22 protein-coding genes, 1 other RNA gene and 1 pseudogene are annotated in these 22,828 nt (G+C 76.0%); 10 read left to right on the top strand and 14 right to left on the bottom strand.

What is annotated here, in order from left to right:
- Positions 1 to 16: 16 nt before the first annotated feature.
- Positions 17 to 865: a 3-methyl-2-oxobutanoate hydroxymethyltransferase gene (gene panB, locus GYH36_RS05785; protein ID WP_162289365.1), complete on the top strand. Its 849-nt coding sequence runs from the start codon at positions 17 to 19 to the stop codon at positions 863 to 865.
- Between the two features lie 16 nt (positions 866 to 881).
- On the opposite strand, the gene GYH36_RS05780 is transcribed toward panB, so the two are convergent.
- Together GYH36_RS05780 and GYH36_RS05775 are read right to left on the bottom strand one after the other, a co-directional pair.
- The gene (locus tag GYH36_RS05780) at positions 882 to 1,787 is read right to left on the bottom strand and encodes an N-acetylmuramoyl-L-alanine amidase (protein ID WP_162289364.1); all 906 of its coding nucleotides are present in this window, start codon (positions 1,785 to 1,787) and stop codon (positions 882 to 884) included.
- Entirely contained in the window at positions 1,784 to 2,005 is a 222-nt protein-coding gene (locus tag GYH36_RS05775; RefSeq protein WP_024841738.1) for a hypothetical protein, read from the bottom strand. The genes GYH36_RS05780 and GYH36_RS05775 overlap by 4 nt, the downstream gene beginning before the upstream one ends.
- Positions 2,006 to 2,073: 68 nt before the next feature.
- Between GYH36_RS05775 and map the strand changes: the two genes are divergently transcribed.
- Positions 2,074 to 2,985, top strand: coding sequence for a type I methionyl aminopeptidase (gene map / locus GYH36_RS05770; RefSeq protein ID WP_024841737.1), 912 nt, complete (start codon positions 2,074 to 2,076; stop codon positions 2,983 to 2,985).
- Entirely contained in the window at positions 2,982 to 3,770 is a 789-nt protein-coding gene (ppgK, locus tag GYH36_RS05765) for a polyphosphate--glucose phosphotransferase (RefSeq protein ID WP_162289363.1), read from the top strand. Before map ends, ppgK begins: the two co-directional genes overlap by 4 nt.
- 13 nt (positions 3,771 to 3,783) lie before the next feature.
- Here ppgK and GYH36_RS05760 read toward each other — a convergent pair whose 3' ends face one another.
- The 5 genes from GYH36_RS05760 to GYH36_RS05740 form a co-directional block, all read right to left on the bottom strand.
- Entirely contained in the window at positions 3,784 to 4,143 is a 360-nt protein-coding gene (locus tag GYH36_RS05760) for an STAS domain-containing protein (protein WP_024841735.1), read from the bottom strand.
- 335 nt (positions 4,144 to 4,478) lie between these two features.
- Positions 4,479 to 7,100 carry a phosphoenolpyruvate carboxylase gene (locus tag GYH36_RS05755; RefSeq protein ID WP_115943702.1) on the bottom strand — a complete coding sequence of 874 codons (2,622 nt, stop codon included), beginning with the start codon at positions 7,098 to 7,100 and terminating at the stop codon, positions 4,479 to 4,481.
- A gap of 201 nt (positions 7,101 to 7,301) precedes the next feature.
- Positions 7,302 to 8,120: a bifunctional hydroxymethylpyrimidine kinase/phosphomethylpyrimidine kinase gene (gene thiD / locus GYH36_RS05750; RefSeq protein ID WP_024841733.1), complete on the bottom strand. Its 819-nt coding sequence runs from the start codon at positions 8,118 to 8,120 to the stop codon at positions 7,302 to 7,304.
- Positions 8,121 to 8,183: 63 nt separating this feature from the next.
- An RNA gene (gene rnpB / locus GYH36_RS05745) (RNase P RNA component class A) lies at positions 8,184 to 8,595 on the bottom strand.
- A gap of 51 nt (positions 8,596 to 8,646) precedes the next feature.
- On the bottom strand, positions 8,647 to 9,030 hold the full coding sequence (locus tag GYH36_RS05740; RefSeq protein ID WP_162289362.1) for a tautomerase family protein: 384 nt from the start codon (positions 9,028 to 9,030) through the stop codon (positions 8,647 to 8,649).
- 87 nt (positions 9,031 to 9,117) lie between these two features.
- On the opposite strand from GYH36_RS05740, the gene GYH36_RS05735 reads away from it, so the two are divergent.
- On the top strand, positions 9,118 to 9,960 hold the full coding sequence (locus GYH36_RS05735) for a YaaA family protein (RefSeq protein ID WP_162289361.1): 843 nt from the start codon (positions 9,118 to 9,120) through the stop codon (positions 9,958 to 9,960).
- Positions 9,961 to 10,033: 73 nt separating this feature from the next.
- On the top strand, positions 10,034 to 10,381 hold the full coding sequence (locus tag GYH36_RS05730; RefSeq protein WP_024841730.1) for a TfoX/Sxy family protein: 348 nt from the start codon (positions 10,034 to 10,036) through the stop codon (positions 10,379 to 10,381).
- 123 nt (positions 10,382 to 10,504) lie between these two features.
- Here the strand turns inward: GYH36_RS05730 and GYH36_RS05725 are convergent, their stop codons facing one another.
- From GYH36_RS05725 to GYH36_RS05715, 3 genes are all read right to left on the bottom strand, one after another.
- Positions 10,505 to 11,731, bottom strand: coding sequence for a bifunctional RNase H/acid phosphatase (locus GYH36_RS05725; protein WP_162289360.1), 1,227 nt, complete (start codon positions 11,729 to 11,731; stop codon positions 10,505 to 10,507).
- Positions 11,728 to 12,471 carry a zinc ribbon domain-containing protein gene (locus GYH36_RS05720; RefSeq protein ID WP_162289359.1) on the bottom strand — a complete coding sequence of 248 codons (744 nt, stop codon included), beginning with the start codon at positions 12,469 to 12,471 and terminating at the stop codon, positions 11,728 to 11,730. The genes GYH36_RS05725 and GYH36_RS05720 overlap by 4 nt, the downstream gene beginning before the upstream one ends.
- Positions 12,472 to 12,555: 84 nt before the next feature.
- Complete coding sequence (locus GYH36_RS05715) at positions 12,556 to 13,545, bottom strand: Nif3-like dinuclear metal center hexameric protein (RefSeq protein WP_162289358.1); 990 nt, start codon at positions 13,543 to 13,545, stop codon at positions 12,556 to 12,558.
- Positions 13,546 to 13,631: 86 nt separating this feature from the next.
- Here GYH36_RS05715 and GYH36_RS05710 point away from each other — a divergent pair, with 86 nt between their 5' ends.
- The 4 genes from GYH36_RS05710 to GYH36_RS05695 all read left to right on the top strand — a co-directional run bounded on the left by GYH36_RS05710 (position 13,632) and on the right by GYH36_RS05695 (position 17,184).
- A complete protein-coding gene (locus tag GYH36_RS05710; RefSeq protein WP_231492890.1) occupies positions 13,632 to 14,081 on the top strand; it encodes an ArsR/SmtB family transcription factor in 450 nt (149 codons plus the stop codon).
- Entirely contained in the window at positions 14,078 to 15,793 is a 1,716-nt protein-coding gene (locus GYH36_RS05705) for a SulP family inorganic anion transporter (protein ID WP_162289357.1), read from the top strand. Before GYH36_RS05710 ends, GYH36_RS05705 begins: the two co-directional genes overlap by 4 nt.
- A 64-nt stretch (positions 15,794 to 15,857) precedes the next feature.
- On the top strand, positions 15,858 to 16,745 hold the full coding sequence (locus GYH36_RS05700; protein WP_115942744.1) for an AraC family transcriptional regulator: 888 nt from the start codon (positions 15,858 to 15,860) through the stop codon (positions 16,743 to 16,745).
- A complete protein-coding gene (locus GYH36_RS05695) occupies positions 16,711 to 17,184 on the top strand; it encodes a VOC family protein (RefSeq protein WP_115942745.1) in 474 nt (157 codons plus the stop codon). The genes GYH36_RS05700 and GYH36_RS05695 overlap by 35 nt, the downstream gene beginning before the upstream one ends.
- Before the next feature lie 10 nt (positions 17,185 to 17,194).
- Here the strand turns inward: GYH36_RS05695 and GYH36_RS19585 are convergent, their stop codons facing one another.
- Positions 17,195 to 18,853 carry a bifunctional 3'-5' exonuclease/DNA polymerase gene (locus tag GYH36_RS19585; RefSeq protein WP_312028521.1) on the bottom strand — a complete coding sequence of 553 codons (1,659 nt, stop codon included), beginning with the start codon at positions 18,851 to 18,853 and terminating at the stop codon, positions 17,195 to 17,197.
- A 378-nt stretch (positions 18,854 to 19,231) separates the two neighbouring features.
- Positions 19,232 to 20,275 (bottom strand): annotated as a pseudogene (locus GYH36_RS19580) (MFS transporter); the annotation flags it as partial.
- 291 nt (positions 20,276 to 20,566) lie between these two features.
- Here GYH36_RS19580 and GYH36_RS05685 point away from each other — a divergent pair.
- The gene (locus GYH36_RS05685; RefSeq protein ID WP_162289355.1) at positions 20,567 to 21,292 is read left to right on the top strand and encodes an alpha/beta fold hydrolase; all 726 of its coding nucleotides are present in this window, start codon (positions 20,567 to 20,569) and stop codon (positions 21,290 to 21,292) included.
- A 39-nt stretch (positions 21,293 to 21,331) separates the two neighbouring features.
- On the opposite strand, the gene GYH36_RS05680 is transcribed toward GYH36_RS05685, so the two are convergent.
- The gene (locus tag GYH36_RS05680; protein WP_115942749.1) at positions 21,332 to 21,769 is read right to left on the bottom strand and encodes a GbsR/MarR family transcriptional regulator; all 438 of its coding nucleotides are present in this window, start codon (positions 21,767 to 21,769) and stop codon (positions 21,332 to 21,334) included.
- Positions 21,766 to 22,596, bottom strand: coding sequence for an alpha/beta fold hydrolase (locus tag GYH36_RS05675; RefSeq protein ID WP_115942750.1), 831 nt, complete (start codon positions 22,594 to 22,596; stop codon positions 21,766 to 21,768). The genes GYH36_RS05680 and GYH36_RS05675 overlap by 4 nt, the downstream gene beginning before the upstream one ends.
- Positions 22,597 to 22,828 lie beyond the last annotated feature (232 nt).

Below are 22,828 nucleotides of genomic sequence, written 5' to 3'. Positions count from 1 at the left end.
CCCAGGAAAGGCCGTCATGTCTGCTCACACCGCCCCCGAGCCCGCCCCGACCGGCGGCACGGGACAGCGCCGCTTCCGCGTGCACCACCTCGCCGAGGCGAAGTCGCGCGGCGAGAGGATCACGATGCTCACCGCGTACGACGCGGTGACGGCACGGATCTTCGACGACGCGGGGATCGACCTGCTGCTCGTCGGGGACTCGATCGGCAACACGATGCACGGCCACGCGACGACGCTGCCCGTCACGGTCGACGACCTCATCCCGGCGGCGCGCGCCGTCGCGCGCGCGGCCCGGCGTGCGTTCACCGTCGTCGACCTGCCGTTCGGCTCGTACGAGGCCGGCCCGGAGCAGGCGCTCGCCACGGGCGTGCGCTTCCTCAAGGAGGCGGGCGTGAGCGGCGTCAAGCTCGAGGGCGGTCGCCGCGTCGCGCCGCAGATCCGCGCGCTCACCGACGCGGGCATCCCCGTCGTCGGGCACCTCGGCTTCACGCCCCAGTCGGAGAACCTGCTCGGCGGCCCGCGCGTGCAGGGCCGCGGTGACGACGCGGCCGAGCGCCTGAGCGAGGACGCGCTGGCCGTCGCGGAGGCCGGCGCCGTCGCGGTCGTGCTGGAGATGGTCCCCGTCGAGGTCGCGGCGCGCATCACCGAGATCCTGCGCGTCCCGACGATCGGCATCGGCGCGGGCGCCGCGTGCGACGGCCAGGTGCTCGTGTGGACGGACATGGCGGGCATGACCGACTGGTCGCCGCGGTTCGCCAAGCGGTACGCGGAGATCGGTGCCGCGCTCGGGCAGGCCGCCGCCGACTACGCCGCGGACGTGCGCGCCGGGACGTTCCCCGACGAGGCGCACAGCTTCACGCGCTGACCGGGTGCGGGCGGCGTCAGCCGTCCGCACCCGCCCACGCGGTGATCCCCGCCGCGACGGCGTCGGCGTAGCGCTGGCGGCCCTCCTCGGACTCCATGACGGCCGCCTCGTCGGGGTTGCGCATCTCCCCGAGCTCGAGCATGACCGCGGGGCGCTCGGCGTGGTTGAGCGTCGCGAGGTCGGCGCGCCGCTGGAGCGGCCCGTCGTCGGCGGCGACCGTCGACGACGGCGCGAACCCGGCAGCGCCGAGCGCGGCCACGAGGTCGTGCGCGAGCGCGACGCTCGGCTGCCCCTGCGCCTCGTGCACGGGCGGGTCCGCCACGATCGCGAAGAACCCGTGCGCGCGGCGGTCCGGCGTGCCGTTCGCGTGGAGCGACACGAGCAGGTCCGCGCCCTCCTCCTGGGGGAGACGCCCGCGCGCGTCGACGCACGGGCCCACGCCCGCGTCGTCGGGCCGCGTGAGCACGACGACCGCGCCGAGCTCGGCGAGCCGCGCCGCGAGCCGCCCGGCCACGTCCCACGTGAACGCGTGCTCGGGGTAGCCGGCGTCGGTGGACGCGCCCACGGTGTTGCACGCCTTGGTGCCGCCGCGACCGTCGGGGACGGGCGCGTTGACCGTGAGCGGGTTCGCGCCGTTGCCGCCGTTGTGCCCGGGGTCGACGGCGACGGTGAGCCCTGCGAGCGGGGGCGGCGGCGCCGTCTCGGTGACCTCCGGCTCCGGGGCGGCCGTCGTGGGGTCGGGCGCGGGCGCCGAGGCCACGGCGTCCCCCGAGGGCGCGACCGTCGTCGTGCCGTCCCCGGAGCCCGCCCGGACCTGCAGCGCGAGCAGGAACGTCAGCCCGCCCACGGCGAGCCCCGCGAGGAGCAGGCCGAGGCGTCCCGACCACACGCGCGCGCGGCCGGGAGGCGGGGCGTGCGTCACTCGCCGCGCTCGCGGCGCTCTTCCTCGTCCCAGGCCTCCGACCGCTCGCGCGCGGTCTGCAGGGCCCGCTCGGCGGCCTCGCGCGTCGGGTACGGCCCCATGCGGTGCGACCACGAGCCGCTCGGGCCCCGGTGCACCTCGCCGGTGCGGGTGTCGTAGTAGTACTCGCCCTCGACCGCGGGCTCGCCGCCGTCGGTGAAACGTGATCCGGTGCTCATGCCCCGATCCTCCCCCATCCGCGCCCGCGCGGCCGTCCGCGACGCCCCGCCTTCGTAGACTGGCCGGCATGAGCCCGAGCCCGTCCCCCGTCCCGCCCGACGCCGCCGCTCCCCCGCGCGCACGACGCCGCGGACCGCTCGTGCCGGGCGTCGTCGGCCCGCGGCGCGAGGTCCCGGCGTCGATCGAGCGCCCGGAGTACGTGGGGCGGCCCGGCCCGCGCCCGTTCACCGGGAGCGAGGTCAACGACCCCGAGACCGTGGAGCGGATCCGCGTCGCGTCGCGGCTCGCCGCGCGGGCGCTCGTCGAGGTCGGCCGGCACGTCGCCCCCGGCGTCACGACCGACGAGCTCGACCGCGTCGGGCACGAGTTCCTGCTCGACCACGGCGCGTACCCGTCCACGCTCGGCTACCGCGGGTTCCCCAAGTCGCTGTGCACCTCGATCAACGAGGTCGTGTGCCACGGCATCCCGGACTCCACGGAGCTCGTCGAGGGCGACATCGTCAACGTCGACATCACCGCGTACGTCGGCGGCGTGCACGGCGACACCAACGCGACGTTCACGGTGGGCGAGGTCGACGAGGAGTCGGCGCTGCTCGTGGAGCGCACGCGCGAGGCTCTCGCCCGGGGCGTCAAGGCCGTCGCGCCCGGGCGCCAGATCAACGTCGTCGGGCGCGTGATCGAGCGGTACGCGGCCCGCTTCGGCTACGGCGTGGTGCGCGAGTACACGGGCCACGGCGTGGGGCGCGCGTTCCACTCGGGGCTCGTCGTGCCGCACTACGACGCGGCTCCCGACCACGCGACGGTCATCGAGCCGGGCATGGTCTTCACGATCGAGCCCATGCTCACGCTGGGCACGTCCGAGTGGCGGATGTGGGACGACGGGTGGACGGTAGTCACCGCGGACGCGTCGCGGACCGCGCAGTTCGAGCACACGCTGCTCGTGACCGACGACGGAGCGGAGATCCTCACACTGCCATGAACGCTCACCACGACTCGTCCGACCGCTCCGCCGACCGCCCCCGCCTCGCCTTCGGCATCGACGTCGGCGGCAGCGGCATCAAGGGCGCCCCCGTGGACCTCGCCACCGGCGAGTTCGCGCAGGAGCGGCGCCGCATCCCGACGCCCCAGCCCTCGACCCCGCAGGCCGTCGCGGAGGTGATCGCCGAGCTCGTGGGCGCCTACGACCTCCCGCAGGACGTCCCCATCGGCGTCGCGTTCCCGGCCCCGCTCCAGCACGGCGTCGTCCGATTCATCGCGAACCTCGACAAGTCGTGGACCGGCGTGGACCTGCCCGCGCTCGTCGCGCGCGAGACCGGGCGCCACGTCGTCGCGGTCAACGACGCCGACGCCGCCGGGGTCGGCGAGGTGCGGTACGGCGCCGCGCGCGACGCGGACGGCGTCGTCCTCGTGGCCACGCTCGGCACGGGGATCGGCAGCGCGATCGTCGTGGAGGGTCACCTGCTGCCCAACACCGAGCTCGGACACCTCGAGATCGACGGGTACGACGCCGAGACGCGCGCGTCCGACGCCGCGCGCGACCGCGAGGACCTGGACTGGGCGCAGTGGGCCGAGCGGCTGCAGCGCTACTTCGGCGTGGTCGAGGACCTGCTCTCGCCCGACCTCATCGTGGTCGGCGGCGGCGTGAGCAAGAAGCACGAGCACTTCCTGCCGCTGCTGCACCTGCGCGCGCCGATCGTACCCGCGCAGCTGCGCAACGCGGCCGGGATCGTGGGCGCGGCGTCGCTCGCGGCCGACGCGCACTGAGGGGCGACGCCCGTCAGCTCGTGGTGACCTCGTGCCGGTCGGTGCCGAAGATGTCGATGACGCCCAGCATCTCGAGGACGTCGGTCACGACGGTGGGCGGGTTGCGCAGCGTCACCGACAGGCCCTCCTCGGAGCCGATCGTGTAGAACTGCACGAGGAACGCGATGCCCGTGGAGTCCATGAACGTCACCTTCGACGTGTCGATGACCACGGGCACGTCCCGTTCGAGAGCGTTCGCGAGCGCTGCGCTCGCCTCGCTGCGGAGGGCGACGTCGATCTCGCCCCACATGTCCACGACGCTCGCCTCGGGCTCCTCGAGCAGCCGGATGCCGCCCGTCCCCGACTCGGTGTCGTTCCGCTCCAGCTCTTGCACCAACACTGCCCCGCCCTTCGTCCCGCCCTGCCCTCGCCCACCCCGACGAGTCCCGCGCCTCCTGCATGACGCACCGACCGGTCGGCTCCTGCCCTCGTACGTCGTCGGGCGAGAACGGGTGCCGGCGTGATCGGTCGTCGCCAGCGTACCCCACTGATGCCGCTGGCTGGTAGGCCTCTGGCGAAGACTTTACCCTCGGCCTCAGGGAGACCGTTCCCCAAGGCGATCGTTGAGGTTTCATTCAACAGTTGGACGGGTGTCCAGACGACGACGGCCGCCGCGCACCCGGGGTCCGGGTCGGCGCGGCGGCCGTCGTCTCGGGCGTCCTCGCGCGCTCAGCCCGTGTTCTGCAGACCGGCCGCGACGCCGTTCACGGTGAGCAGCAGGAGGTGCTGGAGCTCGTCCTTCACGGGACCCTCGGCCCCCGCGCGCAGCCCGCGCAGGGCGCGGACCTGGAGCAGCGACAGCGCGTCGACGTAGGGGCTGCGCAGCTGGACCGCGCGCCCCAGGACCCGGCGGCCGGCGAGCGGCCAGGCGTTGCCCGTCACGGCGAGCACCTGCTCGCGCGTCAGGCGCAGCTCGTCGAGGACCGCCTGCGCGAGGTCGTCGCGCCCGCCGAGCGCGAGGTAGCGCTCCGCGATGCGCTCGTCCGACTTCGCGAGCGACATCTCGACGTTGTCGAGGAGCGTCGCGAACAGCGGCCACTCGCGGTGCGCCTCGCGCAGCAGCGCGAGGTCGCCGAACTCCTTCAGCGCCGTGCCGAGGCCGTACCAGCCCGCGAGGTTGATCCGGGCCTGCGACCACGAGAACACCCACGGGATCGCGCGCAGGTCGTCGAGCGAGGAGACCGACAGGCCGCGGCGCGCCGGGCGCGAGCCGATCGGTAGGAGGCCGACCTCCTCCAGCGGCGTCACCTGGGCGAACCACTGGGGGAAGCCGTCCGCGCGCACGAGCTCGTGGAACCGGCGGCGCGAGGACTCGTCGAGCGCTGCCGCCAGCTCGCGGTAGCGGTCGGTCGCGCCCGCGTTGCGACGCTCCGTCGAGGGCGCCGACGCGAGCAGCGTCGCCGCCGCGACCTGCTCGATGTGGCGCGACGCGATCGTCGGGTCGCCGTAGCGCGCGAGGATCACCTCGCCCTGCTCCGTGAGCTTGAACCGGCCGTCCACCGAGCCCGGGGGCTGCGCGAGCACGGCACGGTTCGCCGGGCCGCCACCGCGGCCGAGCGCGCCGCCGCGCCCGTGGAACAGCGTGAGCGTGATGTCGTGGCGCTCGGCCCACTGCGCGATCCGGCTCTGCGCGTCGTGCAGGGCGAGCGTCGCGGACACGGGCCCGACGTCCTTGGAGGAGTCGGAGTAGCCGAGCATGACCTCGACCCGGCGGCCGTTCTCCGCGAGCCGGCGCTGCACCTGCGGCAGCGTGAGCATCGACTCGAGGATGTCCACGCTCGCACGCAGGTCGGCGAAGGTCTCGAACAGCGGGATCGCGTCGACGACGGGCACCTCGTCGGAGCCGGCGAACGCGAGCTCCGCGAGCTCGTACACGGCCGCGAGGTGCTCGGGCTTCTGCGTGAAGGACACGATGTAGCGGCGCGCGGCGCGGATGCCGTAGCGCTCCTGGACCGCGCCGAGCGCGCGGAACGTGTCGAGCACCTCGCGCGTGCGGTCGGACAGGTCGCCGTGCAGGCCCTTCTCCGCGATCTCCGCGAGCGCCGCCTCGTGGACCTGGGAGTGCTGGCGCACCTCGAGCTCGGCGAGGTGGAACCCGAACGTCTCGACCTGCCACACCAGCTGCTGCAGGTCCCCGTACGCGGCGCGCGGGGCGCCCGCCGCGACGAGCGACTCCTGCACGACGCGCAGGTCGGACTCGAGCTGCTCGGCCGTCGCGTACGCGAGGTCCGCGTTGCGGGCGCGCGTCGCGGCGATGCGGTCCGCCACGACGAGCATGACGGCGCGGTGCGGCTCGCGCGGCGACGCCTCCGCGGCCGCCGACGTCACGGCCTCCGAGAGCCGGCGCTGGCGCTCCCACAGCGTGCGCAGACCGTCCGACGGCGGCGTGCCGTCCTGGTCGAGCGTGAGCTTGCGGCCGACGAGGCGAGCGCGCTGCTCGAGCGCCGCGAGCGCGTGGTCGGCCGCGATCGCGGCGGCCTGGCGCGTGACCTCGGACGTCACGTTGGGGTTGCCGTCGCGGTCGCCGCCGATCCACGTCCCGAGGCTCACGAACGGGCGGACCAGGGGCTCCTCGCGGCCGGCCTCGTCGCCGAGCAGCCAGTCGTCGAGGCGGCGGTAGACCGTGGGGAACGTGTCGAACATCGTGGCGTCGAAGACCCCGAGGGCCGTCTTCACCTCGTCGAGCACGGACGGCTTGTGCTCGCGGATCGGCGCCGTGCGCCACATCGTGTCGATCTCCGCGAGCAGGCGGCGCTCGTTCTCCGCGAGCGACGTGCCGCCGAGCCGCTGCGCGTCGCGCTCGTCGAGCAGCGTCGCGATGCGGCGGACGGCGCCGGAGACCGCGCGCCGGCGCGCCTCCGTCGGGTGCGCGGTGAGCACGGGGCGGAACTCGAGCCGGCGCAGGCGGCGCAGCGCCTCCTCGCGGCCCACCTCGGCGACGAGCTGCTCGAACGCCTCGGGCAGCGAGTCGTCGGGCGTCGTGGCGCGCGTCGCGAACTCGGCCTCGCGCTCGCGCAGCACGCGCACGCGGTGGTACTCCTCCGCGAGGTTCGCGAGGTGGAAGTAGCACGTGAAGGCGCGCGCGACCTGCTCGGCGCGCTGCATCGACAGGCCCTCGACGAGGGCCTCGGCCTCGGCCAGCACCTCGCCCGTGGGGTCGTCGTACGCGCGGATCGCGAGCTCGCGCAGGCGCTCGACGTCGTCGAGCAGGTCCTGGCCGCCCGTCTCGCGCAGCACGGTGCCGAGCAGACCGCCGAGGAGGCGGACGTCGTCGCGCAGCGGGGCGGGCACGTCGTGGCGCGCGAGCCCGCGCCCGGCGCCGTGCCCGGAGACGTCGGCAGCACCCGGCGACGGGGACAGTTCCGAGGGAGAGAGGTCGTTCACGGTGACGAGAGTATTCCTTGACCGTCAGGGGACGCGGAGGCGTCCGAGGGGTGATCGTCGGTCGAGCACCGGTCGGCGGGGAGTCGCGTCGCGCGTGCCCGCCGGGCGTCAGCGGCGCGCGCCGACGCGCACGGCGTCGAACGGCGCGTTCGAGGCCACGCGGTCCTCGATCGCGGCGGTGACGACGTCCTTGGCGACGCGCGTCGCGTCGAGCACCGACGCGCCCTTGGCGAGCTCGGCGGTGATCGCGGCCGCGAACGTGCAGCCGGCGCCGCTCACCCGCTCCTCGCCGATCTTGGGGGTGCGCAGCACGTGCACGTCGTCGCCGTCGACGAGGACGTCGACCGCGTCGGGCCCGGGCAGCTCGACGCCGCCCTTCGCGACGACGGCGCGCGGCCCGAGCGCCTGGACCGCGCGGGCCGCCTCGACGAGCTCGTCGACCGTCTCGATCGACTCGACGCCCGCGAGCGTGCGCGTCTCGAAGAGGTTGGGCGTCACGACGGTCGCGAGCGGGAGCACCTGCGCGCGCAGCGCCGTGTCGGTGTCGAGCGCGGCGCCCGGCTCCTGGCCCTTGCAGATGAGCACCGGGTCGAGCACGACGTGCTCCCAGGTGCGCGAGCGCAGCGACGCCGCGACGACGTCGATCGTCGCGGGCGTGCCGAGCATGCCGATCTTCACGACCGAGGGCTCGTGCGTCACGGTCGCCGCCTCGAACTGGTCGGCGATGACCTGCGGGTCCACGGGGACGAACCGGTGGCCCCAGTCGTTCCTCGGGTCGAACGAGACGATGCACGTCAGCGTCCCGACGCCGTAGGCGCCGAGCTCCTGGAACGTCTTGAGGTCGGCCTGGATGCCGGCGCCGCCGGTCGCCTCGGACCCGGCGATGACGTAGGCGAGCGGAGGCGTGTGGGGGCCGTGGTGCGGCATGGTTCTCCTCGGCACGAGCAGGGCGGACGGTCCCGTCCTCCCGGTGGTGCCGGGAGAGGCGGGCGGACGAGCCGGTCTGTACGCCGGGTTCTGTTCCCGCGCGCGGTCACCCCCGCGCGGGCGACGGTCATCCATCTAGGACGTGCGTTGCCGCACGCCTCGAGCGGTCTACCCGACTGTGCTTCTCCGTGGAGAATCGGGCGGGCAGCCCTCAGGCACAGTCTGTCTGACCTTGCTCCAGGTGGGGTTTACCGAGCCGGACCGGTCACCCGGCCCGCTGGTGGTCTCTTACACCACCGTTTCACCCTTACCGCGCGGGCCGGGCCGGAGCCCGTCCTGCGCGGCGGTCTGTTCTCTGTGGCACTGTCCCGCGGGTCACCCCGGGTGGGCGTTACCCACCACCTTGCCCTTCGGAGCCCGGACGTTCCTCGGCGAGGGGCACGAGGCCTCTCGACGCGACCGTCCGACCGACTCGTCCGCACCGGCAAGGGTACCGCCCGCCCGGGCGGCTCCGGGACGGGTGCGCTCAGACGTCGACGCGGTAGGGCAGCGCGAGCTCGTCGCCGCTGACCCCGCGGATGCCCCAGCTCTCGCGCGGGCTCTCGAGGATCACGAGCTCCACGTCGTCCGCGGTCAGGCCGAGGGCGGGCGCGACGTCGTCGTACAGGGCCGCGACCAGCGCGCGCTTGGCCTCGCGCGTGCGGCCCGTGAAGCACACGACCTCGACGACGAGGTACGCGTCCGAGCGCGGGGCGACCATGTCGTCGTCGTCGAGGAGCAGGAACCGGTGGAACCGCTTGTCCGGCGGCAGCTGCCACGTGCGCACGAGCGCGTCGTGCAGCGCGTCGGACACCTCCGCCCGCCGCTGCCCCCACACGCTGCGCCGTCCGTAGATCTTCACCTGGGCCATCGGGCGAGCGTAACCGTGACGCACCCCACGGCCGTCGGCCCCGGTCACCCGCGGCGGCGACGCCGACCGCGCTCGTAGAGTGACCCGGTGCTCGTGCTCCTCCCCCCGTCCGAGGGCAAGACCCCCGCGCCCGACGGCGCCGCACCGGTCGACCTCGACGCGCTCACCTCCCCCGTCCTCACCGCGCACCGCGCGACGGTCCTCGACGCGCTCGCCGCCGCGAGCGCGCGGCCCGACGCGCACGAGGTGCTCGGCACGACGCCGGGGCTCGCCGACGAGGTGCGGCGCAACACGACGCTGCGCTCGGCCCCGGCCGGTCCCGCGGCCGACGTCTACACCGGCGTGCTGTACGGCGCGGCGGACCTCGCGGGCGCGCTCGCGGCGGGCGGTGAGCCCGCACGGCGCGCGCGGGAGGACGTGCGCGTGGTCTCCGGCCTGTGGGGCGCGCTCTCCCCCGCCGACCGCGTGCCCGCATACCGGCTGTCCATGGCCGTCGACCTCCCCGGTGTCGGGAGGCTCGCCACGGCCTGGCGCCCGCACCTCGCCCCGGTGCTCGACGAGCGCGCGGCGGGCGACGTCGTCGTCGACTGCCGGTCGGCCACGTACGTGGGCGCGTGGAAGCCCGCGACGACGGGACCGCGGTCGGCCGACTGGGTGGCCGTGCGCGTCGTGCGCGAGCACGCCGGGAAGCGCACCGTCGTCTCGCACAACGCCAAGCACACGCGCGGCGTGCTCGCGGGGCACCTGCTGCGCCGGGCCGCCGCGGCGCCGACGTCGGCCGACGGCCTGCTCGACGCCGCCCGCGAGCTCGTCGGCACGGTGATCGGCACCGAGGTCGGCTCCGGGCTGAGCTACCGGCTCCTCGAGGCCTGGCTGCACGACGCCACGACGCGCACCGGGCCGCGCACGCTCGAGCTCGTCATCGCCTGAACGACTGCCGGGCGGCCGAGGCCGCGGGCTCGCCCGCGCTGCGGTCCGGCGGGTCGAGGTCCACAGTGGACCCATGGTCTACAGCGAGGACCTCGCCGAGCGGATCCGCGCCGCCCTGGGGCCGCGCGCCCCGTTCGACGAGCGGAAGATGTTCGGCGGGATCGCGTTCCTCGTCAACACGCACATGGCCCTCGGCGTCACCGGGGACGACCTCATGGTGCGGGTCGGCAGGGACGGCACGGACGCGGCGCTCGAACGCGGCGGCGCCGTCATGGAGATGGGCGGTCGCGCGATGACGGGGATGATCGTCGTCGACGGCGGACGCGTCGCCGACCCCGACGAGCTCGACGCGTGGGTCGTGACGGCCGTCGAGCACGCCCTCGCGGAGCCCGCCAAGGCGGCGAAGCCCCGCACGAGGTGAACCCGTCCCGGCGAGCCGGACTCCGGCCGCGAGTCAGGACCTGCCGCCCCGTGGGAGAGCGCGCGGAGCTCGACCCCGCGACCGGCGGTCCGACCTCGCGGGGGACGGACGCCCGCAGCAGGCTCAGAGGTCGGTCGGGACGCCCTGCGCGGTGAGCTCGCTCGTGCCGTCCGCCCACAGGCGCAGGATGCTCACCGACGCGGGCGGCACGCGCACGCGCGACCACTGGGCGGGCGGCGCTCCGACCGCGGTGCCGATCGCCGCGCGCACCTGCACGGCGTGACCGACGACGACGACCGTGCGGCCCGCCGGCCCCGCCGACGGCAGGAGCGTGGCGACGAGGTCCTGCAGGCCCTGCCAGACGCGCGCGCCCACGTCCGCGGCGGACTCGCCGCCCGGCGCGGCGGTCGTGCCGGTCGTGTACCAGGCGTGCCGGCGACCGGGCCACGCGTCGTCGATCTCCGCGGCCGTGAGACCCTCCCACTCGCCGAAGTGCACCTCGGCGAACCGCTCGTCGGTCGTGACGGCGACCCCGAGCCGGCGGCTGATCGCGCGCGCCGTCTCCTGCGCCCGGACCATCGGCGAGCTGACGATCGCCGTCGGCCGCGGCACGTCCGGCCACGCCTGGCGCCCGATCCGGAACACGAGGTCGGCGGCCTGCGCCGCCTGCGTCCGGCCGCGCGGCGTGAGCGAGGGCCCGGGCACCGACGAGCCGCTGAAGGCCCCGGCGACGGTGAGCGGCGTCTGCCCGTGGCGCACGAGCACGACCGTGAGGGCGGGCGCGTCGTCGAACCGGACCGCCACGCCCGACGGGCGGGACGGCGTGTCGAACGCGTCCCCGTCCGTGGCCTCGTCCGGCGCGTCGGACGCGACCTGCTCCGCGGGCTCGGCCGGCACGTCGTCCGCGGGACCGTCCGGGTAGTCCCGCGCGACGGTCCCGGCGGTGTCCATCGCCTCGTTCGCGAGCGCGTCCGCGGCGGCGTTCTGCGCGCGCGGCACCCACTCGTACGTCACCCGGTCCGCGGGCAGCACGGCCGCGGCCTCGGCCGCGAGGCGACGCATGTCGTCGTGCTTGATCTGCCAGCGCCCCGACATCTGCTCGACGACGAGCCGCGAGTCCATGCGGACCGTGACGCGCGCGTCCGGGTCGACCTCGGCCGCGGCGCGCAGGCCCGCGACGAGACCCGAGTACTCCGCGACGTTGTTCGTCGTCGTACCGAGGAACGCGGCCCGCTCCGCGAGCACCCGGCCGCTCGCGGCGTCGCGCACGAGCGCCCCGAAGCCCGCGGGCCCGGGGTTCCCCCGCGACCCGCCGTCCGCCTCGACGACGAGGTGCCGCGCGCCGCTCACGCGCCGACGCCCTCCGGCCGCACCACGATGTGGCCGTAGTCCTCGAGCCGCACCACCTGGTCCGGGGCGGCGGACGTGATCGTCGCGAGCTCGGCCGGGCTCAGCGTGACGTTGAGGCCCTCGACGAGCTGCCCGCGCAGCGCGACCACGCCGCGCCCGCCGTTCTGGTCGCGCACGCGCTCGTACAGCGCGAGGAGCCCCGCGTCGAGGCCCGCGACGGCGTCGGCACGACGCCCCGCGACCTGGGCCGCCTCCGCGTCGAGCTCGGCGTAGCGCGCGTCGCGCGCCGCCACGACCTCGGCCTTCGCCGACTCGAGCTCGGCGCTCGCGGCCTCGAGCTTCGCGAGGGCCTCCTCGTGCGCCTCGAGCCGCTCCATGACGTCGAGCTCGACCTCCTCGAGCACGCCCTGGCGGCGCGCGAGGGACTCGAGCTCGGCCACGAGCGCCTGCGCGTCCTTGGCGCCCACCTGGCCGGAGTCGAGCCGCGACTGGTCGCGGGCCGCGCGCGTGCGCACCTGCTCGACGTCGGCCTCGGCCTTGGCGAGCTCGCGCTTGAGGTCGCTCACCGCGGTCCGCGACTCGACGAGCTTGCCGTGCAGGTCGGCGAGCTGGGCGTCGAGCTCGGCGATGCGCGCGTGCTCGGGCAGGTTCTTGCGCTGGTGCGCGAGCTGCTGGGCACGCGTGTCGAGCTCCTGGACGTCGAGCAGGCGGAGCTGGTCGGCGGGCGGTGCAGTGGCCACGGAGGGATCCTTTCGTGGGCCCCGGTGCGGGGCCGGCGTGCGTGTCGGCGAGGGTCGGGTGGTCGACGGCGGGCGGCGGACCGGTCAGGGGGCCGCGGGTCCGGGGTCGCGGCCCGGGGACGCGATCCGCGCGGTCCACGGGTCGGTGACGAGCGTGCTCACGCGCGTCTCGACGGCCGCGCCCGACCGCGCGAGCTCGCGCTCGAGGTCCTCGGCAGCGTAGCGGAGCCAGGGCCACTCGGACGCGTAGTGGGGCACGTCGACGAGGTACGGCGTCCCGGCGTCGCCGCCGCCCTCGAGCCGCGCGCGCTCGCGCAGCTCGGAGACCGGGTGGTGGCGCAGGTCGGACGTGAGGTAGACGTCGGCGGCGCTCGCGCGGACGGCGTCGAACAGCGAGTCGCCCGAGCCGCCGACGACCGCGACGGACTCGACGCGCGCGTCGAGGTCTCCCGCGACGCGCACGCCCTGCACCGTCGGTGGCAGGACCTCGGCGACGCGCTGCGCGAAGCCGCGCAGCGTCGTCGGCTCCGCGAGCCGGCCGACCCGGCCGGTCCCGGTCCGCGGCGGCTCGTGCGGCGACGACGGCGCGTGCGGCACGAGGGGCACGCGGTGCAGCAGGTCGAGCGCGTCGGCGAGCGCGTCCGCGACCCCGCGCTCCGCGGCGTCGGCGTTCGTGTGCGCGACGTAGAGCGCGCACCCGCCCCGGATGAGCCGGTGCACGAGCGAGCCCTTGAACGTCGTCGCGGCGACCGAGTGGACGGGCCGCAGGAAGAGCGGGTGGTGGGTCACGAGCAGGTCCGCGCCCCACGCGAGCGCCTCGTCCGCGACCTCCTCGACGGGGTCGACGGCGAGGAGCACCTTGCGCACGGGCGCAGCCGGGTCGCCCGCGACGAGGCCGACGGCGTCCCAGTCCTCCGCCGTCGAGGGCGGGTAGAGCTCGTCGAGGGTGCGGACGACGCGCGCGAGCGTCGCGGGCGCGCTCCCCGCGGGCTCGGTGGGGTCGGGGCTCGTCACGTCGGGGCTCGGCGCACCGGGGCGTGTCGGGTCGGTCCGCGGGTCGGGCTCGGCGCTCATGGCGGCAGGCTATCCCGCGCGGCGCACGGCGGCGCCCAGGTGTGGTTTGATGGATTGCGCAATCCATCAGCCGAGGAGGACGTCCCGTGCCCGGCACGCACCGACCCGACGGCGCGCAGGACGCCGGCCTGCCCGCCGACGCGACCGCGCCGCTCTACCGCATCAAGGCGGAGCTCTTCCGCTGCCTCGCGCACCCCACGCGCATCCAGGTGCTCGAGGTCCTCGCGGCCGACGCCGACCACACGGCACCCGTGTCCCACCTGCTCGAGGTCACCGGGTGCGAGCCCTCCCAGCTCTCCCAGCACCTCGCCGTGCTGCGCCGCGCCGGGGTCGTCACCTCGACCCGCAGCGGCAACGCCGTCGAGTACCGCCTCGCCGAGCCCCTCGTCGCCGAGCTGCTCGTCGTCGCGCGCGCGTTCCTCCTGTCGAGCCTCGCCGGGGCGTCCGACCGGCTCGAGGCCGCACGGCGGCTCCCCGCGCTGCCCGGCGCGTCGGCGCGCGCCGTGCTCGACGCGACCGCCCCGGCACGGGCATGAGCCCCCGCACCGCGGCCCTGCGCGACCTGCTCCCCCGCCGCTCCGACTACGACCTGCGCCCCCGCACCCTGCGCGCCGACCTCCTCGCGGGCGTCACGGTCGGCGTCGTCGCGCTCCCGCTCGCGCTCGCGTTCGGCGTCAGCTCCGGGATCGGGGCCGCCGCCGGTCTCGTCACCGCCGTCGTCGCGGGAGTCGTCGCCGCCGTGCTCGGCGGGTCGCACCACCAGGTCTCGGGACCCACGGGCGCGATGGCCGTGGTGCTCGCGCCGGTCGTCGCGACGCACGGGCCGGGCTCCGTCGCGCTCGTCACCGTGCTCGCGGGCGTCGTCGTGCTCGTCGCGGGCGTCGCGCGCCTCGGCCGCGTCGTCACGTACGTCCCGTGGCCCGTCGTCGAGGGCTTCACGCTCGGGATCGCGTGCATCATCTTCCTCCAGCAGGTCCCGGCCGCCGTCGGCGTGCCCGCCGACCCCGGTCACAACACGCTCGTCACCGCGCTCGCGGCGCTGGGCACCGCCGCGAGCGCCGGCACGCTCGCCCCCGCCCTGTGGGCGCTGGGCTGCGTCGCGCTCGTCGCCGTCACGATGCTCCTGCTCCCGCGCCTGCACCCCGGGATCCCCGCGTCGCTCGTCGCCGTCGTCCTCGTGACGGCCCTCGTCGAGGCCGTAGGCGCACCGGTCGCGCGCATCGGGGCGCTGCCCGCGTCGCTGCCCGCGCCCGTGCTGCCGTCGGTCACGCCCGGCGCGCTGCGCGAGCTCGGCGGCGCCGCGCTCGCGATCGCCGCGCTCGCCGCGATCGAGTCGCTCCTTTCCGCGCGGGTCGCCGCGTCGATGGCCCAGGCCGGGTCCCCCGGCGGGTCCGTGTACCAGCCCGACCGCGAGCTCGTCGGGCAGGGGCTCGCGTCCGTCGCGAGCGGGCTCTTCGGCGGCATGCCGGCGACCGGCGCGATCGCCCGGACCGCCGTCAACGTGCGCTCGGGAGCGCGCACGCGCCTCGCCGCCGTGGTGCACGCGCTCGTGATCCTCGCCGTCATCTACCTCGCGACCGGCCCGGTGTCGCGGATCCCGCTCGCCGCGCTCGCGGGCGTGCTCATGGTGACGAGCCTGCGCATGACGAGCGCCCGGACCGCGCGCGCCGTGCTGGGCGCCGGGCGCTCGAGCGCCGCGACGTTCGCCGTCACCGCGTTCGTCACCGTCGCGTTCGACCTCGTGCAGGCGATCGAGATCGGCGTGGTCGTCGCCGCGTTCTTCGCGCTGCGGGCCGTCGCCCGGGCGTCGGGCGTGCACCGGGACCCGCTCCCGGGGCCCGCGCAGCCCGGCGACGAGCACGTCGCGCTGTTCCGCCTCGAGGGGTCGATGTTCTTCGGGGCCGCGGAGCGCGTGCTCACCGAGGTCACCGACGCCTCGGTGCACGACGACGTCGTGGTCGTCGTGCTGCGCCTGTCCCAGCTCCGGATGGTCGACGCGACCGGCGCGAAGGCGCTCGGCGAGCTCGTCGAGGGGCTCGAGGCGCGCGGCGTGACCGTGCTGGTCAAGGGCGTGCAGGAGCGGCACCGGGCGCTGCTGACGAACGTCGGGGCGCTCGCCGAGCTGCGGCACGAGAACCACCTCTTCGACTCGCTCGACGCGGCGGTCGAGCACGCGCGCTCGCACGTGCGGCGTGCCGCACAGGGCACCGACGTCCCTCAGGTGCGCGGGCTGCGGCCCTCCGCCTGAGCGGGTCGTCGGCCTCGGGGCGGCTCGGGCTGTGAGGGGTGCGCACGGCGTCTAGCGTGGTCGGATGCACGAGTTCGTGCGGGCACGGCCCGGCGCGCTGCCGCCCGGCGTGGTGTCGATGGTCGGGTACCGCCTGCGGACCGCGGCGACGGACGGCACGCCGCCCGTCCACCGCGGCCTGCCGTCGCCGTGGCTCACGCTCGTCGTGAGCACCGCGGGCGCCGTGCCGACCGCGGTCGGGCCGGACGAGGCCCCGGTGGGCTACGCGTCGCTCGTCGGCGGTCTGCACACGCGGCCCGCGTACATCCACCAGCCGCCCGAGCAGGCGGGCGTGCAGCTCGCCCTCGACCCGCTCGCGTGCCGCGACCTGCTCGGCGTCCGCGCCGGCGAGCTGGGCCTCGTCGAGGACGCGGACGCGGTGCTCGGGCGCGTGGCGGAGCGGTTGCGCGAGCGGGTGGCCGAGGCGCACTCGTGGCCCGCGGCGTTCGACGTCGTGCGCGCGACGTTCGCGCGCGACAGCTCCTGCGCCCGGCGCGACGGCGTGCGTCCCGAGGTCGCGGAGGCGTGGCGCGTGCTCGTGCGCACGCGCGGCCGGGCCCGGGTCCGGGACGTCGCGCGCCACGTGACCCTGGGCGAGCGCCGCCTGGAGACTCTGTTCCGGGCGGAGCTCGGGGTGTCGCCCCGCGCCGCGCGCGGGCTCGCGCGGTTCGACGCCGCGCGTCGCGCGGTGCAGCGACTCGCCCTCGGCCGCGGACCCCGCACGCTCGCGGACGTCGCCGCGGACGCCGGGTACGCCGACCACTCCCACCTCGTGCGCGACTTCCGGCGGTTCGCCGGCACGACCCCGACCGGCTGGGTCCGCGAGGAGGTCGGGAACATCCAAGCCGGGGGCCACACCGACGGCCCAGGCTGGGACCATGAGCACCCACGAGAGCACCCGGAACACCGCTGACACGACCGCGACGACCGCCACGGCGACGCCTCCGGCCCAGCACGTCTGGCCCACGCTCCAGGCGCACGACGCGCGCGCCCTCGTCGCGTTCCTCACCGACGTCGTCGGGTTCGTCCCGACCGCCGTCATGGCGGGCGACGGCCGCGACGTCGCGCACGCGCAGCTGGACTGGCCGCACGGGGGCGGCATCATGCTCGGCAGCCACTCGCCCGAGCGCGAGTGGTCGCGCGAGCCGGGGACGTGCGGCACGTACGTCGTCGTGCCCGAGGACGAGATCGACGCGCTGCACGCCCGGCTGCAGGAGCGGGCGGCCGCGGCGGGCGGCCGCGTCGTCGTGCCGCTGCGCGACACCGACTACGGCTCGCGCGAGCTCGTGCTGCGCGACCCCGAGGGCAACCTCTGGTCGTTCGGCACCTACCGCGGCGAGCCGCGGCGCTGAGCCGTCCGCGTCACTTCGCCTCGGCGTAGTGGTCGACGACCGCGACCGTGAGCGGGAAGTCGACCGGGAAGGCGCCGAACAGGAGCCGGCCCGCCTCCTCGGCCGCGGCGCGCACCTCGGCGGCCACGGCGTCGGCGAGCTCGGCGGGCGCGTGCACGACGACCTCGTCGTGGAGGAAGAACACGAGGTGCGTACGCGCCGCGAACGGCTCGGGCGCGGCGCCCGGCGTCGCTGCGACGGGGAGGTCCCACAGGCGGCGCCGGATCGAGGCGAGCCAGCACAGCGCCCACTCGGCCGCCGTGCCCTGCACGACGAAGTTCCGCGTGAACCGGCCCCAGGCCCGGGTGTACGAGCGCGCCCGGGCCTGGGCGTCGGGTCCGCGGCCCGACGGGTCGGCGACGTCCCCGTCTCCCGGCACGGCGTCGTCCGCGGCGTACGCGCCGTCCTGCGCGGCGTGCCACGACTCCCCGGGGCGCGGCGAGCTGCGGCCCAGGAGGGTCGTCACGACCTCGCCGCGCTCCCCCGCCTGCGCGGCGCGCTCGACGAGGCCGATCGCGTCGGGGAACGCCCGGGCCAGGCGCGGCAGGACCACGGCGCTGTCGCCCGTCGTGCCCCCGTACATCGCGCCGAGCATCCCGACCTTCGCGTGCTCGCGCGTCGCGACCGCACCCGACGCGACGATGCCCGCGTACAGGTCGCCGCCGCGCCCCGCCGCGGCCATGCGCTCGTCGTGCGCGAGGCCCGCCAGCACGCGCGGCTCCAGCTGGGCCGCGTCGGCGACGACGAGCCGCCAGCCCGGGTCCGCCACGACCGCGCGGCGCACCTGGCGCGGCAGCTGCAGCGCCCCGCCGCCGCTCGACGCCCACCGGCCCGTGACGACCCCGCCCACCACGTACTCCGTGCGGAACCGGCCGTCGCGCACCCAGGTGTCGAGCCAGGACCAGCCGTTCGCGGTGAGCAGCCGCGAGAGCCTCTTGTACTCGAGCAGCGGCGCGACGACGGGGTGGTCCGTGCGCTCGAGCTCCCCCTTGCGCAGCGACCGGACGCCGACGCCCGCGTACTGCAACGCCTTGAGCAGGTCCGGGTGCGAGTCGGGGTTGAGCGACGGCGGCGCGTCGAGCGCCGCGCGGACGGCCGCCGCGAGCTCCTCCATGCGCGCCGGCCGCTCGCCCGGGCGCGGCCGCGGGCCGAGCGCGTCGCGCAGGATCCGGTCGTGCACGTCCGCGCGCCACGGGACGCCCGCGTGGTGCATCTCGGCCGCGACGAGCGCCCCGGCGGACTCGGCGGCGAGCAGCGTCCGCAGCCGGCCCGGGCCGTCTGGCCCCTCGGCGCCCGCGACCGCGGCGAGCTGCGCGCGCAGCTCCGCGACGACGTCGAGCGCGGGCGCTGCCGCCGATCCGCTCGACGGCGAGAGCTCGAACAGGCCGACGGGGCGCGGGTGCGCGAGCGGGTCGGGACCGGCCGGGACGGGCTCGAGCGCGTCCCACGGGCCCGCCGCGGCCCGCGCGAGCGCCGTCCCGGCGACCAGGCGCGAGCGCCGCAGCACGACGTGCGCCAGGCGGAGGTCGTGCGACCGCTCCACGCGGCCGCCCTGGGCGAGGAGGGCCGGGTACCAGCGGTTCGTGTCGTCCCACGTCTCGCGGACGGGCTCGGGCGTGCCGTCGACCACGTGCTCGACCCGGCCCTGCCCGGGCTGCCCGACGTGCACGGCGTACGTGCTCACGGTCGTGGCCCGTCGCGACCGAGCGACACCACGTCCGTCCCGCGCACCGTCTCCCTCACCGCCCCGTTCCGACCGACGCACCGATGCTAGGGCGCGGCGCCCACACCGGCGGGAGCCGGCTCCGCGGGCGACGGGACCCGCGCCCGCACGAGCACGCCGACGCCGACCGCCACCGCGCACGCCGCCGCCGCGAGCGCCACCGCCGCGCGACCGCCGAGCTCCTGGCCGACCCAGCCGACGACGAGTGCGCCGACCGGCGTCGTCCCGAGGAACGCCGTCGTCCACAGCGACGTCACGCGGCCCCGCATCCCCGGGGGTGCGTACAGCTGCCACGGTGGCGTTGCCCGTCGTGAGGAAGCCGATGCTGCACGCCCCGACGAGCACGATCGTCACGTTCGCGAACCGCGTGCCGGGCGCGGCAGCGGTCACCGCGAGCGCCAGCGCGTAGCCCACGGTGACGACGATCATCCGGGACAGCCCCGTCCAGGGCCGGAACAGCAGCACGACGCCCGCGGCGATCGAGCCGACGCCGAACCCGGCCGTGAGCCACGCGTACTCGTCCGGCCCTCCGGCGAGCGAGTGCTCGCCGAAGACGGGCAGGCTCACCTCGTACTCGTACGCGAGCGTGCCCACCACGGCCATCATGGCGAGCGGCCCGAGGAGCTGGGCGTTGCCGCGGACGACGCGCAGGGCCGCACGCAGCTGGCCCCGCTGGCGCGGGATCCGCCCGTCGGACCGGATGTCCGCGGTCCGCATCGAGAGCAGGAGCGCGATGACGAGCACGAAGCTCCCGGCGTTCGCGACGAAGCACCACCCGATGCCCACGCTCCCGATGAGCGCCGCCGCCACCACGGGGCCCACGCCGCGACCCACGTTCGCGAGGATGCTGTTGAGCGTCACGGCGCTGTGGAGCGCCTCGCGCCCGACGAGCTCCGGGATCAGCGCCATGCGCGCGGGGTTGTCCACGGCCGTGAGCACGCCGAACGCGACCGCGACGGCCATCGCGAGCGGCAGCGACTGGTGGCCGGTAAGCACGACGACCCCGAACGCGAGCGCCAGGCACGCGAGCGACGACTGCGTCACGAGCAGGGTGCGACGGCGGTCGTGCCGGTCGACGAGGACCCCGGCGTAGGGGGCGAGGAGCAGGACCGGGAGGTACCGGGCCGCGGCGACGATCCCCAGGTCGACCGGCGACCCCGTCATGCCCAGGACGAGCACCCCCTGGGCCACCGTCTCGGTCCACGACCCGACCAGGCTCACGCCCTGCCCCGCGATGAAGCGGCGGTAGTTCGGGACGTCGAGCGCGGCGAACCGGGCGGGCGGCGACGGCCGGCCGCCCGGAGACTCCGTGACCGGTCGGGGACCCATCCTCGACCCCTCCCCTCCGGGCACGCGCGACGGCCCGGCCGCCGACGCTCGGAGCACGAGCCAACACGACCACCCTCCCGTGCCGGTAGCGACGAATGACTCACGAACCCCGAGTCGTCGCGCACCGACGAGTCGAGTCGTCTGACCGTTCCCCCGCACCGGCCGGCAGCACCAGGGTGGGAGAGGTGGGGGTGATCCGGTCGGCTGTCGTCCGCGGCCCGACGTCCGCGACGCCGTCGTCCGCGACACCGCCCCGAACGTCCCGACCCGGATCGACGAGAGGCCGCCCCCATGTCCGACGCGCAGACCTCGGCCACGGCGCCGACCGCCGACAACGTGGTGCTCGTGCACGGCGCCTACGCCGACGGCTCGTCGTGGGCCGCGGTCGTCGACCTGCTGCAGGAGGCAGGACTCACGGTCACCGCGGTCCAGAACCCGCTCACGTCGCTCGCGGACGACGCGGCCGCCACGCGGCGCGCCCTCGACCGCCAGGACGGGCCGACGGTCCTCGCCGGGCACTCCTGGGCGGGGACCGTGATCAGCGAGGTCGGCGACCACGAGACGGTGTCGAGCCTCGTCTACGTCGCGGCCCGCGCGCCCGACGCGGGCGAGGACTACGCGGCGCTCGCGGCCACCTTCCCGACGCCGCCGGCGAACGCCGGGCTGGTCCGGTCCGACGACGGGTTCGCCCAGCTCTCCGAGGCGGCCTTCCTCGACGACTTCGCCAACGGCGTCGACCCGGCCCGCGCCCGGGTGCTGCACGCCGTCCAGGGGCCGGTCTCGGGCACCCTGTTCGCGTCCCGGACCACGCGGGCGGCGTGGCACGGCAAGCCGTGCTGGTACGCGGTCTCCCGCGACGACCGGACGACGTCTCCGGAGCTCGAGCGGTTCCTCGCCGACCGCATGGGCGCCACGACGATCGAGCTCGACAGCGGACACCTCTCGATCGTCACGCACCCGCGCGAGATCGCGAGCCTCGTCCTCGACGCCGCGGGGCGACCGCCGCTCGCGCCCTGACCTCCCGCCGGGTCCGCGAGGGCACGCCCCGCCGGTGCGTCACGGCTCCCGGTGCCGGTGCAGGACGTCCGCGCCCGCGTCGACGTAGGCGGCGAACAGGTCGGTCACGTCGCGCAGCCGCGCGGCCGCCTGCGCCGTCTCCGTGAGCTCCTCGGCGCTCTGGAGCGCGCGGATGAACGTGCGCGCGCGCTCGATGCTCGCGGCGAGGAGCTGCTCGAGGCCGCCCGCCGCCTCGACGAGGAGTCGCCTGCTGCCGGGCTGGGCGATCGTCCGCGCCAGCCCCCACGACACGAGCTCCCGGGTCGCCGTGCTGACCGCCCCCGCGCTGAGCCCCAGCGCGGCGCGCAGGTCGTCGGAGCTGGACGGCGCCCCCTGGAGGAGGAGGAACCCGTACGTGCGACCCGTGGCGCGCGGAAGGTTCCACGCCGCCATCGTGTCGCCCATCGTGCTGACGAACCGTTCCTGCTCGGGGGTCATCGCGCAGGCTCCCCTGCTCCCGGCCCGCCCGTCCAGCGGTCGAGGACGTCGACGAGCAGGCGCGACGTCTCCGCGGGGGCGTCCAGGGTGACCATGTGCCCGGCTCCCGGGACGACGTGCTCGGCGATGCCCTCGGCCCGCGCCCACCGGGGCGTCGCCGTGGCGATGTTGCCGGTACGGTCCTCGGCGCCGCGCACGAGCGCGAGCGGCACCGGGGTCCGGCTGCCGGGCTCCGGCACGACGAACGACACCGTCGCACGCCACACGTCCAGGAACGTGCGCCGGGGCATCCGGGCGAACAGCGCCTCCGTCCTCGCCCTCGCGCCCGGGGTCGCCGCCGAGGCCCGGGCCATGACGCGCGGGAGCCTGCGGGCCGGGATCACCGCGAGCGCGGGAGCGGCGAGCCGCAGGGCGAGTCGTTCGAGCACGGACAGCGGTCCGGCGTTCCACGTGGAGTCGAGCACGATCAGCCCGCCCACGTGTCGCGGACGCTCCCGGACGAACGCCTGCGCGAGGTTGCCTCCGAGCGAGTGCCCGACGAGCACGGGCACGTCCGCACCGCACGCGGCGAGCAGCGCGCCGAGGTCGTCGAGCGCGTCGGCCGCCGTGAACCGCTCTCCCGGCGCGAGCGGCGACTGCCCGTGCCCCCGCAGGTCCCCCACGACCACGCGGTACCCGCGCCCTGCCAGCACCGGGACCTGCTCGTCGAACATCGAGTGGTCGACCCCCGCGCCGTGGATCAGCACGACGACCGGGCCGTCCCCGCCCGAGTCCGCGAACGCGATCTCGGCGCCGGGGCGCACGAGCCGACGATCTAGATTCACCATTCTCTGAATATAGATGATCTACGCGGCAGCCGCCCGCCGCGGTCGGGTCGCGTGCGGGAGAGGACTCGCGCAGCCGACGCCGCGCGTCCTCCTTCACTCCAGGTGGACCCGGCTGGACCCAAACCGAACACCCAACGTCGGCTCGAACGGCTGAGTGAATCGCCCTGGGTTTGTTGGAGGTTCCTGACCTTGGAAACGAGGATGGAGCCATGCCGAAGGAGCAGACGCCGGG

Origin of the sequence: Cellulosimicrobium composti (assembly GCF_010287905.1) — a bacterium.
Taxonomy (GTDB): Bacteria; Actinomycetota; Actinomycetes; order Actinomycetales; family Cellulomonadaceae; genus Cellulosimicrobium; species Cellulosimicrobium composti.
Note: the sequence above shows the minus strand (reverse complement) of the source record. Positions and strands in the feature narration are given on the sequence as shown.

Coding starts and splice junctions, on each gene's coding strand:
- map (WP_024841737.1), top strand. CDS start 2,074: ATGAGCCCGAGCCCGTCCCCCGTCCCGCCCGACGCCGCCGCTCCCCCG.
- GYH36_RS05740 (WP_162289362.1), bottom strand. CDS start 9,030: ATGGCCCAGGTGAAGATCTACGGACGGCGCAGCGTGTGGGGGCAGCGG.
- thiD (WP_024841733.1), bottom strand. CDS start 8,120: ATGCCGCACCACGGCCCCCACACGCCTCCGCTCGCCTACGTCATCGCC.
- GYH36_RS05705 (WP_162289357.1), top strand. CDS start 14,078: ATGAGCCCCCGCACCGCGGCCCTGCGCGACCTGCTCCCCCGCCGCTCC.
- GYH36_RS05700 (WP_115942744.1), top strand. CDS start 15,858: ATGCACGAGTTCGTGCGGGCACGGCCCGGCGCGCTGCCGCCCGGCGTG.
- GYH36_RS05730 (WP_024841730.1), top strand. CDS start 10,034: ATGGTCTACAGCGAGGACCTCGCCGAGCGGATCCGCGCCGCCCTGGGG.
- GYH36_RS05675 (WP_115942750.1), bottom strand. CDS start 22,596: ATGGTGAATCTAGATCGTCGGCTCGTGCGCCCCGGCGCCGAGATCGCG.
- GYH36_RS05695 (WP_115942745.1), top strand. CDS start 16,711: ATGAGCACCCACGAGAGCACCCGGAACACCGCTGACACGACCGCGACG.
- ppgK (WP_162289363.1), top strand. CDS start 2,982: ATGAACGCTCACCACGACTCGTCCGACCGCTCCGCCGACCGCCCCCGC.
- GYH36_RS05715 (WP_162289358.1), bottom strand. CDS start 13,545: ATGAGCGCCGAGCCCGACCCGCGGACCGACCCGACACGCCCCGGTGCG.
- GYH36_RS05680 (WP_115942749.1), bottom strand. CDS start 21,769: ATGACCCCCGAGCAGGAACGGTTCGTCAGCACGATGGGCGACACGATG.
- GYH36_RS05685 (WP_162289355.1), top strand. CDS start 20,567: ATGTCCGACGCGCAGACCTCGGCCACGGCGCCGACCGCCGACAACGTG.
- panB (WP_162289365.1), top strand. CDS start 17: ATGTCTGCTCACACCGCCCCCGAGCCCGCCCCGACCGGCGGCACGGGA.
- GYH36_RS05775 (WP_024841738.1), bottom strand. CDS start 2,005: ATGAGCACCGGATCACGTTTCACCGACGGCGGCGAGCCCGCGGTCGAG.